The organism is Rossellomorea sp. NPDC071047, assembly GCF_050270195.1.
Lineage (GTDB): Bacteria > Bacillota > Bacilli > Bacillales > Bacillaceae_B > Rossellomorea.
The window spans coordinates 578,367-591,770 of record NZ_JBNNJT010000001.1; the positions used below are offsets into that span (position 1 = coordinate 578,367).

General features: G+C 39.2%; 18 protein-coding genes. 14 read left to right on the forward strand and 4 right to left on the reverse strand.

Annotation, left to right across the window (positions count from 1 at the left end; genetic code table 11):
• Positions 1-94: 94 nt before the first annotated feature.
• The 5 genes from ablB (at position 95) to ACQKFO_RS03000 (ending at position 3,858) form a co-directional block, all read left to right on the forward strand.
• Complete coding sequence (gene ablB, locus ACQKFO_RS02980; RefSeq protein ID WP_427596801.1) at positions 95-928, forward strand: putative beta-lysine N-acetyltransferase; 834 nt, start codon at positions 95-97, stop codon at positions 926-928.
• A 92-nt stretch (positions 929-1,020) separates the two neighbouring features.
• Positions 1,021-2,448, forward strand: a complete 1,428-nt coding sequence (ablA, locus tag ACQKFO_RS02985; RefSeq protein WP_427596802.1) for a lysine 2,3-aminomutase — start codon at positions 1,021-1,023, stop codon at positions 2,446-2,448.
• The gene (locus ACQKFO_RS02990) at positions 2,441-2,731 is read left to right on the forward strand and encodes a YokU family protein (protein WP_427596803.1); all 291 of its coding nucleotides are present in this window, start codon (positions 2,441-2,443) and stop codon (positions 2,729-2,731) included. The genes ablA and ACQKFO_RS02990 overlap by 8 nt, the downstream gene beginning before the upstream one ends.
• A gap of 105 nt (positions 2,732-2,836) precedes the next feature.
• Positions 2,837-3,061, forward strand: a complete 225-nt coding sequence (locus tag ACQKFO_RS02995) for a YozE family protein (RefSeq protein WP_148969370.1) — start codon at positions 2,837-2,839, stop codon at positions 3,059-3,061.
• Between the two features lie 137 nt (positions 3,062-3,198).
• Positions 3,199-3,858 (forward strand): hypothetical protein, encoded by a 660-nt coding sequence (locus tag ACQKFO_RS03000; protein ID WP_427596804.1) that lies wholly within the window; start codon positions 3,199-3,201, stop codon positions 3,856-3,858.
• Here ACQKFO_RS03000 and ACQKFO_RS03005 read toward each other — a convergent pair.
• Entirely contained in the window at positions 3,842-4,012 is a 171-nt protein-coding gene (locus tag ACQKFO_RS03005) for a hypothetical protein (protein ID WP_427596805.1), read from the reverse strand. The two genes, ACQKFO_RS03000 and ACQKFO_RS03005, sit on opposite strands and share 17 nt — an antisense overlap.
• 123 nt (positions 4,013-4,135) lie before the next feature.
• Between ACQKFO_RS03005 and ACQKFO_RS03010 the strand changes: the two genes are divergently transcribed.
• A complete protein-coding gene (locus ACQKFO_RS03010) occupies positions 4,136-4,312 on the forward strand; it encodes a YozD family protein (protein WP_148969368.1) in 177 nt (58 codons plus the stop codon).
• 127 nt (positions 4,313-4,439) lie between these two features.
• On the opposite strand, the gene ACQKFO_RS03015 is transcribed toward ACQKFO_RS03010, so the two are convergent.
• Entirely contained in the window at positions 4,440-5,531 is a 1,092-nt protein-coding gene (locus tag ACQKFO_RS03015; RefSeq protein WP_427596806.1) for a DUF2515 family protein, read from the reverse strand.
• Positions 5,532-5,822: 291 nt separating this feature from the next.
• Here ACQKFO_RS03015 and ACQKFO_RS03020 point away from each other — a divergent pair, with 291 nt between their 5' ends.
• The 3 genes from ACQKFO_RS03020 to ACQKFO_RS03030 all read left to right on the forward strand — a co-directional run bounded on the left by ACQKFO_RS03020 (position 5,823) and on the right by ACQKFO_RS03030 (position 7,830).
• Entirely contained in the window at positions 5,823-6,626 is an 804-nt protein-coding gene (locus ACQKFO_RS03020) for a serine/threonine protein kinase (protein ID WP_427596807.1), read from the forward strand.
• A 17-nt stretch (positions 6,627-6,643) separates the two neighbouring features.
• Complete coding sequence (locus ACQKFO_RS03025) at positions 6,644-7,414, forward strand: sporulation protein (protein ID WP_427596808.1); 771 nt, start codon at positions 6,644-6,646, stop codon at positions 7,412-7,414.
• 95 nt (positions 7,415-7,509) lie between these two features.
• Positions 7,510-7,830: a YodL domain-containing protein gene (locus tag ACQKFO_RS03030; RefSeq protein ID WP_427596809.1), complete on the forward strand. Its 321-nt coding sequence runs from the start codon at positions 7,510-7,512 to the stop codon at positions 7,828-7,830.
• A 73-nt stretch (positions 7,831-7,903) separates the two neighbouring features.
• Here the strand turns inward: ACQKFO_RS03030 and ACQKFO_RS03035 are convergent, their stop codons facing one another.
• Positions 7,904-8,047 carry a hypothetical protein gene (locus ACQKFO_RS03035; protein ID WP_427596810.1) on the reverse strand — a complete coding sequence of 48 codons (144 nt, stop codon included), beginning with the start codon at positions 8,045-8,047 and terminating at the stop codon, positions 7,904-7,906.
• A gap of 17 nt (positions 8,048-8,064) precedes the next feature.
• The gene (locus ACQKFO_RS03040; protein ID WP_262371772.1) at positions 8,065-8,187 is read right to left on the reverse strand and encodes a hypothetical protein; all 123 of its coding nucleotides are present in this window, start codon (positions 8,185-8,187) and stop codon (positions 8,065-8,067) included.
• Between the two features lie 130 nt (positions 8,188-8,317).
• On the opposite strand from ACQKFO_RS03040, the gene deoD reads away from it, so the two are divergent.
• The 5 genes from deoD to ACQKFO_RS03065 all read left to right on the forward strand — a co-directional run bounded on the left by deoD (position 8,318) and on the right by ACQKFO_RS03065 (position 13,404).
• Positions 8,318-9,022, forward strand: a complete 705-nt coding sequence (deoD, locus tag ACQKFO_RS03045; RefSeq protein WP_427596812.1) for a purine-nucleoside phosphorylase — start codon at positions 8,318-8,320, stop codon at positions 9,020-9,022.
• Between the two features lie 148 nt (positions 9,023-9,170).
• Positions 9,171-10,016, forward strand: coding sequence for a M15 family metallopeptidase (locus tag ACQKFO_RS03050; RefSeq protein ID WP_427596813.1), 846 nt, complete (start codon positions 9,171-9,173; stop codon positions 10,014-10,016).
• A gap of 169 nt (positions 10,017-10,185) precedes the next feature.
• The gene (locus ACQKFO_RS03055; protein WP_427596814.1) at positions 10,186-10,773 is read left to right on the forward strand and encodes a YitT family protein; all 588 of its coding nucleotides are present in this window, start codon (positions 10,186-10,188) and stop codon (positions 10,771-10,773) included.
• 119 nt (positions 10,774-10,892) lie between these two features.
• Complete coding sequence (locus ACQKFO_RS03060; RefSeq protein ID WP_427596815.1) at positions 10,893-12,353, forward strand: S41 family peptidase; 1,461 nt, start codon at positions 10,893-10,895, stop codon at positions 12,351-12,353.
• Between the two features lie 115 nt (positions 12,354-12,468).
• The gene (locus tag ACQKFO_RS03065; RefSeq protein WP_427596816.1) at positions 12,469-13,404 is read left to right on the forward strand and encodes an LCP family protein; all 936 of its coding nucleotides are present in this window, start codon (positions 12,469-12,471) and stop codon (positions 13,402-13,404) included.

The window sequence follows — 13,404 nt, forward strand, 5'->3', positions numbered from 1 at the left end:
CATGATTTAAGACATAGGTTGTTCCTTTTTATAATGGTTTGTTTCATAACTTACCTTATCACTTCATATGTTGGTAAAAAAGGGGCTTATAAGAATGCAGACATACGAATATATTAAAAAACCGAAGATAGAAGCTGCTATTTATAAAGATGGCTATAACAGAAGGCTGCGGGTGGATGAATTTAGAGGCAACCCGGTATTATTGTGGGAGTATGTGAAGAAGGAAGCTCAGTCCAATCTTTATGAAAAGGTAATTGTGAAAGCAAGAAGGGATCAATCTCTCTATTTTTTCGAAAAAGGTTTCATCTTGGAGGGGGGAGTAAACGCATACTTTAATGGGGATAAAGCTTTTTTTATGAGTAAGTTTTTAACAGATGAAAGAAGAAATAGCTCGTACTGGAAGGATGAGGATGCCATTCTTCAATCCGTCCAGGAGCTCGGTAAACATGAAAGCGAAGGTTCTATACCGATTTCCGTCGCGACCGAAGAGCATGCAGGGCAGTTGGCCGACCTTTATCAGGAAGTATTTAAGTTATATCCTGTACCATTACACAATCCCGACTATGTGAGAGAGTCAATGAAAAGTGGGACAATCTTTGTTTATATCGAGGAGGAAGGAAGTATCATCAGTGCTGCTTCCGCCGAAGTGTCATCAACCTGTAAGAACGCTGAATTGACGGATTGTGCTACACGCTCTTCCTATCGCAAAGGCGGGTATATGAAACACCTGATCCGAAAGTTGGAATGGGAATTACTTAACCGCGACATTTTCTGTGCCTATACGATTGCCAGGGCACTTTCATTTGGTATGAATGCGGTATTCCATCAGCTCGGATATCGATACGGCGGAAGACTGGCGAACAATTGCATCATCTTCGACAAAATGGAAGATATGAACATTTGGGAAAAAGATTTAAGTGTCATGTAAAAGGATGAAAACCGATTGGGATTCTATTTCATAGGCTAATGTATAGTTCTGTTCCTGGTTGAAAGATACTTTTTTGAAAGTTGGTGGAGTAGATGGAAATGAATCTCTATAAACCGAAAAGGGATTGGAAGGATATTGAGCTCTGGAAAGACGTTACGGATGAACAATGGAATAATTGGTTATGGCAGCTGACAAACACCATCAGGACCCTTGATGACCTAAAGAAAGTGGTAAACCTGACACCGGATGAAGAGGAAGGTGTAAAGATTTCGACCAAAACGATCCCGCTTAATATTACACCTTATTATGCATGGTTAATGAACGAGGATGACGCGCGATGCCCTATCCGGATGCAATCCGTTCCGATAGGACAGGAAATTAATAAAACGAAGTATGACCTGGAGGATCCTTTACATGAAGATGAAGATTCCCCTGTTCCTGGATTGACGCACAGATATCCTGACAGAGTGTTATTTCTCGTAACCAATCAATGCTCCATGTACTGCCGTTACTGTACGAGAAGAAGGTTTTCGGGACAAATTGGAATGGGCGTACCAAAGAAGCAACTTGATGCGGCCATTGAATATATCCGGGATACTTCCAGTGTAAGAGATGTACTGCTGTCGGGTGGGGATGGCCTGCTGATTAATGACCAGATTCTTGAATACATCTTAAAGAATTTAAGAGAGATTCCACATGTTGAAATCATCCGAATTGGAACGAGGGCGCCCGTAGTGTTTCCACAGCGGATCACCGAGAACCTGTGTAATATCCTGAAGAAATATCATCCCGTGTGGTTGAATACTCACTTCAATACATCGATCGAAATTACGGAAGAGTCCAAGAAAGCGTGCGAGATGCTCGTAAATGCAGGGGTTCCTGTAGGGAATCAAGCGGTTATTCTCGCCGGTATAAACGACAGTGTGCCTATTATGAAAAAGCTTATGCACGACCTTGTTAAGATCAGGGTACGTCCATACTATATTTATCAATGCGATTTATCAGAAGGAATCGGCCACTTCCGCGCACCTGTCTCCAAAGGACTGGAGATTATTGAAGGCTTAAGGGGACATACATCCGGCTATGCCGTACCTACCTTTGTGTTAGATGCCCCTGGTGGTGGAGGGAAAATTTCCCTGCAGCCGAATTATCTTATTTCTCAAAGTGCTTCTAAAGTGGTCGTCCGTAATTTTGAAGGAGTCATCTCAACCTATCCGGAACCTGAAGAATACGTAGCGGGCAGGGCAGATGATTATTTTAAAGAAGTGTATCATGATGAAAAGATTAAAGAACCTACCATTGGAATTGCCGGCTTGATGAATCAAACCCATTCTTCACTCACCCCGAGCGGACTTAAGCGTTTGGAACGTCGAAAGGAATATCAGGAAAATCCGGATCACAATTCCCTCAAGGATTTTAGAGGTAAGAGAGATCAGCTTAAAGAAAAGAAGCATAAAGCGATGCTATCAAAAATGGAACAAGATAAAAATGATGATAAGGAAAAAACTATCAATGGATAAAAATAAGGCAAAAATATGCGAATGGTGTGAAGGTAAGACAGCTCATGAGGATCAATCGAACGTGTATTGGGAGCTCCCCGATGGTACTAGAGCGATTCAAATCTCGAATGTCCCCGGTATGAGCTGCAGTCATTGTGGAATGGAGTATCAGGAAGAAGCGGTCATCAATGAAATAGAAGACCAGCTTATGTTAATCAACACCAATTTAATCGATAAAGTGATCACGTACACAGATTTAATGGAACTCCCCCGATTACTAAAGAAAAATTACTTCCGATATTAACCGTGGATCATTTCGGTAAAAGAATTCACGTAAAGCAAACACTTTACGAATTCATCTTCTTCGGCTATCCTTTTAGAAAAGAAACAACAAGGGTAGGTGGAACAGGTGAGAAAATCCTTTTATCACTATTTAATGAAATATAGGCAGCCTACTGCCAAGGATGAATTAACTCATTTCGCAAATTCAGCTTATGATGACCATAGCTTTCCTAAACAATCAAAACAATACCATGAGATTAGTTCTTACCTTGAAATGAATGGTCATTATCTTGAAAATATGTCCATTTTCGATATGGCATGGGACGCCTATTTATTGGAAGAAAAAGTTTGACCTGATTATCCTTAAAGCCAAAGGACTGACATTTGTACTAGACAAATGTCGGTCCTTTTTTAAAAAGGCTTTTCGTGTATACCGATATGCTTCTTGTTGCATATCATATAAAAAAGGCGATTAAGGGTGAGGGGAGAATGAAGAAACGAAAAGAGCCTAGATTCAGAGTTGGAGAAACGGTAGTCGTAACAATCTATGGTACTGTTGGAAAAATCACCGATATTAAAAAACTCGATGGTGAGTTTTTATATGAGGTAAACGAAAGTGAAGGGCTTTTCAAGGAGAAAGCACTAGAATTGCTTGATTCTTATGATGGATACATTTTTGAACAGGAACAGATTGATATTGAATATAAATTTCTATTCGGAGATCTTGTAATTGTTAAGGGGTATGAAGAGGACCTCTTTAAAGTGGTAGGATTCAGGACGGAAATATGGCGTTATAAGGACGATGCCTGGGAAGACGTCATTTATGAGTTAATGAGAATTACAGATGGAGAGTGGTTAGAAGCAGACGAAGATGAAATCACCTTAGTTGCAGATGAAGAGCAAGCAGAGGCCTTTATTAAGAAATACGGATTCGTATTTCCACAGAAAAAAGAAGGCAAAATAAAATCACTTCGTTCAGCTGCTCACCCAAAGCCAAGTTGGATTGATCAGCTCCTGGATCATTATAATGATTACAAAGCACTGTATCTTCTCTTTGAAGATACTAAATATAAGAATAAGATGGACTATGTGTTAGAACAATTGAGAACTCATACAAACTCACAATCTATTGTTAAAGAGAAGGAATAAGCCACATGATATAGAGAAAAACTGGAACGCTTATGACTAAAAATGATAGCAATACAATCCGAAGAATCCACTGCATACCTGAAACAATCATTCCCTCACCATTTTCTAAATCTTTTAAAATCGTTTTCGTTTTTTGAGTAAATGTGTTTAACATCGAATCGCTCCTTATCTTTGATGATAAAGTCTATGCTTGTCTCTTAAGTCTTATGAAAACTTTTTTCTCATAGCATAACTGGAAGGATCCTGTCATAAATTGAGAATCAAAGGGGGCGATCACATGCGGGAGATAGAAGTCTTTATCGACACCGAGGAAATTGCCGAGTTCTTCATGAAAGAACTCGTTCAAAGAGGATATGTACCGTCAGAAGATGAGCTGGAAGAAATAGCGGATATCACATTCGAGTATCTGATTGCCAAATGTATCATTGATGAAGAATGGGAAGAAGATGTATAGGATCTTTTCAACCATCGAATTGGATATCACATCGTAAGGAATGTCCTTTCACATAATGGGGATTAACTCTTAAGTGCCTGCCGTGTTTTTCGGGTTGCGGAAAAACATGGAGGCACTTTATTTTGAGTTAATCCCTCTTTAGTTTCACAAGTAATGAGGTCAATGCTTTCCACTTTCTTGTCATAGAAAAACGATAAGGCATCATCATCGTCATAAGAGGTGCCATCACTTCGATCGGCTGGTCAGTAAACCAGTCAGCCGGAGAGGGTGTGAAAGAAGGCATGTTATCCCAAACAGAACATAAAGTGGGACTATATAGACGATTTATTTTATCTTCTTTGGAATAAATATGTGGCCAATAGTCTGCTCTAGATCCGCTGTGGGAATGGTTAATCGCAAATGAGTATGCAGATGGAAACACAGAGTGATGAAATAAAATTCCGTACAACTTCTTGCCTAACAGAATTCTGCGCTTAACCTGTTCAAAGTGAGATACAGAAAGCCCAGCAAGAGAGAAGGGAGATTGATTTCCATATGGGAAGAGAATAGAAGCGAATTCTAAACGATCCTGCAATAGAAAAAGCCATTCTTCCACTCCAATTGGTTTCTTCATATCTGTTAATATTCTCTTCTGTATCATATGTTGTTCATTCATGATGAGCCCTATGGTTAAAACTTGTTTATTATTCGTAGTAAGAAAATCATTCCATATACTATTCATGAAAATGGAAACGTTGAATTTTTTCAGAAGATGAAAAGAAGAATGCCCCGTATTTTTCCACTGTTCATATAGTAATAGTTGAGGATACACATCTTGAAAAATGGCTGAGTTACACAATTCGAGAAATGAGAAAATCGCTTTTTGCTCTTTTTTGGACAAGACGTGTGAAAGCAGATTATTTCGAATGTCAGTCATATGATAGCCAGCATTCCTGGATACCATATGAGCAAGAAACGACCATTGGATTTCAGGGTGTTTCTTGAAAAAATCAATGTAACATGCAGTTCTTGTTATGTTATTGAGATTAGCATCCCTTACTTTCATCACAATACGTTCATATAATTCAAGATCCTGAGGGAAATAAACAATCGGAGCAGGCTCTTGGATTGCTCTATAATAAAGTCCACAAATAGATTTCTCATTAAGAAGCGGCCTCGCATGGTCATTGTTTCCGGGCTTGATCAGGTTTAAAAACTTATGAAACGGTGAAAAGGTCAAGGGATCACACTCCACCAAGAAATTTTTTTATGTTTGAAACTAATTTCTAAATGAAACGTATATAGTTATACAAGTGGATAAGAAACATTCTAGGGAGGTTTGCTTATGTTAAGGAAAATAATCAAAAGTCTGTTAGGTTCGAAACACCATCGATACAGCTCCAGTGATGCGTGGAGAAAGTATAAATCACCTAAACATAAACATTTTGGACATCAGCATTATAAGAAGCATAAGAGCAAAAGTTTTTTTTCCAGCTTTTTTAGCAGTTGATGGAATGAGAGGAAACGGGTTATGCTACACACTCTTTTTCGCAGACTGATCGATGGCTTTGAGCGGACGTGGAGACCTGGCGAAAACATCAATGGCTACCATATCATCCGATTAGTTGGAAAAGGAAGCTATGGTACAACTTACTCGGTCATCGACCACTCGAGTGGAAAAGAAGCCATATTAAAAAGAATTCGCCCTTACAAAAAGTTATTTTCTAATCACGCCCAATATGTTCAAAATGAAATGAATGCACTACAAACTTTATCCCATCCAGCGTTTCCATCCGTTTATACAACGGGTAAGTATAGGAAGACCCCTTATTTCGTAATGGAAAAAATGCGCGGTCATACATTTGAGGAGTTAATTTTTAAAGAAGGAAAAACATATTCGGAGGGAGAATCACTAAAGTTAGGTGTACAATTGGTCATCCTGGTTCAATGGATACATGAAAATGGATACGTTCATCGAGACTTAAGGATCCCAAATATTTTACTGGATCATGAAACGCTTCAAATAATAGATTTTGGTCTTGCTTGTGAAATGGATGCAACATCAGAGACTATACGGGGAAAACATAAGGATTATATGAGGGATAAATCGAGAAAGAGTGATTTCTACGCAATCGGGCACTTTCTGTTATTTTTATTGTATTCTTCTTATGAACCGAAGATGAAAAAGGAAAGAAGCTGGGAAGAAGAACTTACCATTCATCATGATACCAGGATGGTGATCAGGAGACTTCTGCAGATTGATTCTGGATTTAGGGACGCTGAGGAGCTTCTGGTGGAATTATCCCGGGTGATTGCTATAGTACAAGAACGATAATCGAGGAGGAAAATCAAATGTCTTTTTTCAACAAAGTGTTTGCTTCAATAGGAATCGGAGCAGCTACAGTAGATACAAAGTTAGAAAAATCAAGCTATCAAGCAGGGGAAACAGCAAAGGGTATAGTAGAAATTACAGGAGGGAGCGCAGATCAAAACATCGATTCTATCTACTTAACTCTCTTTACTACATATATTCGTGAATCAGATGACAAAAAGTATACTGATTATGCACCTATTCAAAAAGTGCAAATATCCGAGCCTTTCACGATCGGCGAGAATGAAAAGAAAGAGTTTCCTTTTACCTTTACATTGCCATTTGAAACCCCGATCACGTATGGAAATACAAGGGTGTGGGTAGCCACTGGCTTGGATATTAAAAATGCAGTTGACCCTAAAGACAAAGATTATATTGAAATCATACCGAATGAATTGACGAATGCGGTGCTTACATCAGTTCAGGAACTGGGCTTCAGGATCCGTAAGGTTGAATGTGAACAGGCACCACGCCGCTACAGAGGCCGCTATCCATTCATACAGGAATTCGAATTCGTACCCGTCAATGGTCCATATCAACGGAAATTAGATGAACTGGAAGTGATGTTCCTTAATCAATCGGAAGAACAAGTGGATCTGCTACTGGAAGTGGATCGAAGGGCAAGAGGCTTAGGTGGATTTTTAGCAGAAGCTCTTGAAATGGACGAATCCATGGTCAGACTGACAATTAGAACGTCGGATATCCCACTTCTCCCATCTAAACTGAAAGATGTGATAAATAAATTCGCTTAAAGATCGATTCGACAAAGATTCCTATGTTTCCATGAAGGATTCGACAAGGTCTATGTGTAATAGTATGAGTACAACATAATGACGGAGGGGTGCTCATGCCTTTACTTGAAAAAATCATTCGTCCTAAGCTTTTGAGATCGACCTATGACATGACCATTTTCCAAACTCCTAAGTATGGAGAGGATAAAGGCTATGAAAAAGTATATCGAATCTCGGTCGAGGCAAATAATCATGAAGAAGCCCTGTATAAAACGTTCAGAACATTTAACGTACCGGATTTGGTTCCCAAAGATTATCAGGGCAGATATATTGCTACACGTGATATTATCTTCATTGACGAAGGGCGGAGGGGCCACTACTATTATCGCCTTCAGCCAAATGGATGGAAAAGAGTGAGCCGGATCTTGATTCATTAAATTTGGAACATCAAAAAAGGAAAGAATCTCCCATCGAGGTAAGATTCTTTCCTTTTTAAATTATTGGCAATATCTATATGTGATTACCCGGACCGTTTTTCCGGTTGTGAGCTGAATTTTCCTTAGCATGTGCATTGTGCTCTGCATCCAGTGCTTCTTTTGAAATATGGTTATTTTTCTTAGGAGCATTGATTCTGTTTCGGTGTTTTTTACCCATAGAAATCTTCCTCCCCGTTATGATTTAAGTCTTTCAGTTCTTGAAGAGTTGGGTTGTGTCCCTGTACGGGTAGAAGGGTTTGTTTCATTTGCATGCTGAACTGCTTGCTTCAGCTTCTTACTCATTTTTTCTTTAGCCATGTGAATCCCTCCTTCTGTCGTTAGTTTAACCCCATGCGCTGCTTTCCATCCTTCCATTTTCAAGCGTTGCATAAGAAATAAAAAAGGATTACAATGGTGTTTCAACAGACTTGTTAGGAGGAAAAATATATTGAGTATACATATTAATGCAAAAGAAAATGAAATAGCAGAAACGGTTTTATTACCAGGAGATCCACTAAGAGCAAAGTATATTGCAGAAACATTTCTGGAAAACCCAACATGTTATAATGAGGTTCGTAATATGTTTGGATATACTGGGACATATAAAGGGAAAAGGATTTCGGTTCAAGGTACAGGCATGGGCGTACCATCCATTTCCATCTATATCAACGAATTGATGCAAAGCTATAATGTACAAAACCTGATCCGTGTAGGTACTTGTGGTGCTATCCAAAAGGATGTTAAGGTTCGTGACGTCATTTTGGCCATGACTTCATCAACTGATTCTCAAATGAACCGATTAACTTTTAACGGGATTGACTATGCACCGACGGCTAACTTTGATCTACTTAAACGGGCTTATGATGCCGGCGTGGAAAAAGGTCTTAACTTAAAGGTCGGAAATGTATTCACTGCAGACATGTTCTACAATGACAATGCAGAACACGAAAAATGGGCTCAATACGGCATTCTGGCAATTGAAATGGAAACGTCAGCTCTATATACATTAGCTTCAAAATATGGACGCAATGCACTATCTGTACTTACAGTCAGTGATCATATCTTAACAGGTGAAGAAACGACAGCAGATGAGCGTCAAACAACATTTAATGAGATGATTGAAGTTGCATTGGAAGCTGCTACTCAAGAGTAGATCCATCTACGAACAAAAGAAACTGCTTACATTCCCACTTCCGGGTTTATAGGCAGTTTTTCATTTTGTGAAGTATGTCCTGCTTACAGAAATCATATTCCATGATAAGATGTTTGATGGAACCAATATAGAGAAACTAGGTGAAAGTATGAAAAAGATCATCTTCGTAATCGCTGCTTCCTTGATTATGTTATCCGGCTGTTCGCAAGTACAAGATTGGTCAGAGAATTTATTTGACCAGAAACAACAAGAAACGAAAGAAGAACCTAAGCAGCAATCTCCAGGAAATCAACCGGAACAAGAGGAACAAGAACAGGCTCCCACTTCAGAAGAAGAAGCGGTTCCTCCTGAACTACAATTAGAGTCTCAATACTTTAATGATGTGAAAGTGGTGGATGGCAAACAAGTGATTCAAAATCCCTCCAACCTTTTAGCGCTTGTAAATAAGGAATACGCATTAGATGAATATAAACCATCTGATTTGGTTCGCCCTGAAGTTCCGTTCGTATTTGGTAATCAAGAACTTGAAAAGGCGTATCTTCGTAAAGAAGCGGCAGTGCAACTGGAGGAAATGTTCGCTGATGCCAAATCACAAGGGATTTTACTAACGGCTATTTCAGGTTATCGTTCATACGAATATCAAAAAATGCTGCTGGAAAGAGAAATTGCTCAATTCGGAGAAGAAAAAGCCGTAATGGCCGTGGCGCCTCCAGGACAAAGTGAGCATCAATCCGGATTAGCCATGGATATTTCAAGTCAAAGTAATAACTTCCAAGTAAACATTGAATTTGCCGATACGAAGGAAGGAAAATGGCTTGCTGAAAACGCCTATAAATTTGGGTTCATCCTTCGTTATCCTGAAGATAAGGTTTCAGTTACAAAATACCAATATGAGCCCTGGCATTTCAGGTATGTTGGCAAGGATGCAGCTAAAGTCATTCATGAAAACGATTGGTCGTTAGAGGAATATTTCAATAATGTTAAAAAGATATAAAGATTTTTCAAGGGGTGAGGGGCTTTTGGCTTCTGACCCTTTTCTTTGTCACTTGCGATTGATAATGGCGTCTCTTACTAAATCCGCCAAGGGGTTGTTCTGTTTTCTCAAGAGTTCACATACAACAATAATAGGGGCTGTCCCAGTTTGAGATAAGCGGGTGAAACGTATGTTTAGGACTTTCTGCATTATTATTATAGGAAGTGTGTTTGTAGGAATCGGCATCAATCTTTTTTTCGTGCCGCATCATTTCCTTGACGGGGGTATGATAGGGATTGGCCTAATTGCCCATTACTGGTTTGGTTTTAAGCCGGGACTTACGATAATCTTACTGAGTGTGCCGTTATATATGCTGGCTTTTTTTGTGGACAGAAAACTTTTCTATAATAGTATTCACGGTCTCTGGTTATCCTCGTTAATGATAGACTTTTTTCATCAGTGGAAAAATATTCTCACTCTTCACCCGCTTATGAGCGCATTCTTAGGAGGGACATTTGTTGGGATCGGAATCGGTCTTATGTTAAAAGGAAACTCTGCCACGGGAGGGTCTGATTTATTGGCTCAACTGATTGGAAAAAGTTTTCAAATGAACGTAGGGAAATTAATTTTTGCTTTCGATAGCATCGTGCTGGTGGTTGGATGGCCGATCATCGGTACGGAATCTTTCCTATATTCTTTATTTGCCGTAAGTGCTGTAGGGTTTTTTACAACGATTTTGACACATCATAATCATGACAATGGATTTTCCTTTCGTTAATATTGAAAAGCTGATAGAATAAAGAAGCTATGAGATGGAAAATTGCTCATATAGCTGTTTCGTGATAGTATAGTCGGAAAATTCACACAAGATACATAGCAACGAAAGTGGTGGAAGCTTTGGAACAAGATAAGACAGATCAGTCTCAACAAGAAACCCATTCAAGTTTTATAAAAATGAAGAAGTTTAAATTTGTTATGCTCTTGTTTTTCCTTGTATTTGCAACTGCAGGAATTACAACATTTGCATTGGCATTTGGAGACGAGAAGGCAGTAAATGTAGGAGTAAACGAACGTTCAGAGTTTCAAAAACTTTATGAGGCGTATGATAAGTTGAATGAAAATTACTTTAAAGACCTTGATCAGGACACCTTAGTAAACGGTGCTATTGATGGGATGCTTGATAGTGTGGGAGATCCTTATTCTGATTATATGAATGTAGAAGAAGCTGAAAAGTTCCAAGAAAGCATCTCTTCTTCTTTCGAAGGAATTGGTGCAGAGATACAGGAGAAAGAAGGATACATATCCATCGTTTCTCCCATAAAAGGTTCTCCGGCAGAGAAAGCCGGATTACAGCCGAACGACACAATCACGAAAGTGGATGACAAAAGTATTCAAGGAATGTCTGTCACCGATGCGGTTCTACTCATTCGTGGTGAGAAAGGGACAAAGGTTACATTGACCATTCAGCGACCAGGTCAGGATAAGCCAATGCAAGTAACCATTACAAGGGATGAAATTCCAATTGAAACGGTTTATGCAGAAATGAAAGAAAACGGTGTAGCTGAAATTCAAATTACGAGCTTTTCGGAGAATACGTATAAAGAATTAACGGAAGCTTTAAATGAAATGAACGATAAAGGTATGAAGAAACTTGTACTTGATTTAAGACAAAATCCAGGTGGATTACTGGATCAAGCTGTAAAAATCTCTAACTTGTTTGTTCCTGAAGGTGAAGTTTTATTCCAAGTAGAAGACAGCAACGGTAAAGTGGAGAAGTATGTTTCCGAATCAGGGGAGAAGATAGACGTGCCAACTGCTGTTCTTGTTGATGGTGGAAGCGCAAGTGCTGCCGAAATCTTAGCAGCTGCTGTAAGTGAGTCCAACGATATTCCCCTTGTTGGAACGAAAACCTTTGGTAAGGGGACGGTCCAAACAGCTGAAACCTTCCAAGATGGATCAAACATGAAGTTTACAACCGCTAAATGGTTGACGCCAGATGGCAATTGGATTCATGAAAAGGGGATCGCTCCTGATATCGAAGTGAAGATGCCGGAATATGCGCAGCTTCCATACATCAATCCTGAAAAGGAACTGAAGGAATCGGACCTATCGGATCAGGTGAAAACAGCAGAGCAAATGCTCAATGCACTGGACTTGAATCCAGGTAACGTTGATGGATATTACGATGAAGATACGACAAAAGCTGTTAAACAGTTCCAGGAAAAGAATGAACTAGAGGTAACTGGAACGTTAAATGCTGAGACGACGGTTAAGCTTATGTCCAATCTTCGAGATAAACTAAAAGAAAACGATCCGCAAGTGAAAAAAGCGATCGAAGAATTAAATAAAAATAATTAAGTGGAAGATCTCAGGTGAAAGTACCTGAGATCTTTTTTTTTGCCTATTGGATTCTTCTTACTCGTATAGAATATATGAGATGTACCAACAATGAGAGTATATATGAGGTGATCTTATGAAAAAAACAGCTTTACTCATGACTTTATTATTTTCTTTATTCATTGTTGTAAGTTGTTCGCCATTCTGGGGTGAGAGAGAACAACCGGCACCAAATGAAGAAGTTCAGTCGCAAAAGCATTTCTTAGATGAAAAGGATGAATCGATTTTTCCTTTAGTGCTTCAGGATAAAGAATCACCAGTTAATGTACTTCTAATCGGTTCAGATCAACGAAAGAACGAACCTGCCCGTGCAGATGTATTGATGGTTGCACAATATACTCCACAATCGAAATCCATCAAGATTGTCTCGATCATGAGGGATACATTTGTAAACATCCCTGGTTATGAAAAGAGCAAAATTAATCATGCTTATACATGGGGTGGAGAAGAGCTCCTGGTCGAAACGATAAAAGATAATTTCAACATAGATGTTCACCATACCGTGAAAGTGGATTTTAATGATTTCATAAACGTGATGGATCTCGTTTTTCCAGAAGGGGTCGGGGTTACAGTGTCAGAACCGATGATCAAGTATTGGAAATGGTCAAAGGATGCCGGGAAGCAAGTGTTAAAAGGAGAAGAAATCTTACAATATGTAAGGTTTAGGGGAGATATCAAAAGCGATTTTGGACGAGTGGAGAGACAGCAGGAAATCATGGCGTTAGCAGAAAAAAGTCTAATGGAGCAAATGCAGTCCGGCGAAGGAATAACAACCGTCGTTTCCATTATGAGAGAAGGTTTGAAAAACGTAGAAACCTCTACGCCAATGAGTGAAGTAATAAAGTATGGAATGTCTTTAATGTTAAATCCCGTAGATCGTGTGGATACACTTAGAATACCGATAGAAGGAAGCTTTACGGATCTTTCTACTGTGAATGCAGGTCAGGTATTAGACATGGATGAAAAGAAAAATCTGGAAGCCATCAGTGAGTTTCTAAAAACGGTTGAGTGA

Excerpts from the sequence above, each read along its gene's own strand:
- ACQKFO_RS03050 (WP_427596813.1), top strand. The coding sequence starts at position 9,171 with ATGAAAAAGATCATCTTCGTAATCGCTGCTTCCTTGATTATGTTATCC.
- ACQKFO_RS03030 (WP_427596809.1), top strand. The coding sequence starts at position 7,510 with ATGCCTTTACTTGAAAAAATCATTCGTCCTAAGCTTTTGAGATCGACC.
- ablB (WP_427596801.1), top strand. The coding sequence starts at position 95 with ATGCAGACATACGAATATATTAAAAAACCGAAGATAGAAGCTGCTATT.
- ACQKFO_RS03005 (WP_427596805.1), bottom strand. The coding sequence starts at position 4,012 with ATGTTAAACACATTTACTCAAAAAACGAAAACGATTTTAAAAGATTTA.
- ACQKFO_RS03025 (WP_427596808.1), top strand. The coding sequence starts at position 6,644 with ATGTCTTTTTTCAACAAAGTGTTTGCTTCAATAGGAATCGGAGCAGCT.
- ACQKFO_RS02990 (WP_427596803.1), top strand. The coding sequence starts at position 2,441 with ATGGATAAAAATAAGGCAAAAATATGCGAATGGTGTGAAGGTAAGACA.
- ACQKFO_RS03040 (WP_262371772.1), bottom strand. The coding sequence starts at position 8,187 with ATGGCTAAAGAAAAAATGAGTAAGAAGCTGAAGCAAGCAGTTCAGCAT.
- ACQKFO_RS03020 (WP_427596807.1), top strand. The coding sequence starts at position 5,823 with ATGCTACACACTCTTTTTCGCAGACTGATCGATGGCTTTGAGCGGACG.
- ACQKFO_RS03055 (WP_427596814.1), top strand. The coding sequence starts at position 10,186 with ATGTTTAGGACTTTCTGCATTATTATTATAGGAAGTGTGTTTGTAGGA.
- ablA (WP_427596802.1), top strand. The coding sequence starts at position 1,021 with ATGGAAATGAATCTCTATAAACCGAAAAGGGATTGGAAGGATATTGAG.
- ACQKFO_RS03010 (WP_148969368.1), top strand. The coding sequence starts at position 4,136 with ATGCGGGAGATAGAAGTCTTTATCGACACCGAGGAAATTGCCGAGTTC.
- ACQKFO_RS03035 (WP_427596810.1), bottom strand. The coding sequence starts at position 8,047 with ATGGGTAAAAAACACCGAAACAGAATCAATGCTCCTAAGAAAAATAAC.
- ACQKFO_RS03065 (WP_427596816.1), top strand. The coding sequence starts at position 12,469 with ATGAAAAAAACAGCTTTACTCATGACTTTATTATTTTCTTTATTCATT.
- ACQKFO_RS03000 (WP_427596804.1), top strand. The coding sequence starts at position 3,199 with ATGAAGAAACGAAAAGAGCCTAGATTCAGAGTTGGAGAAACGGTAGTC.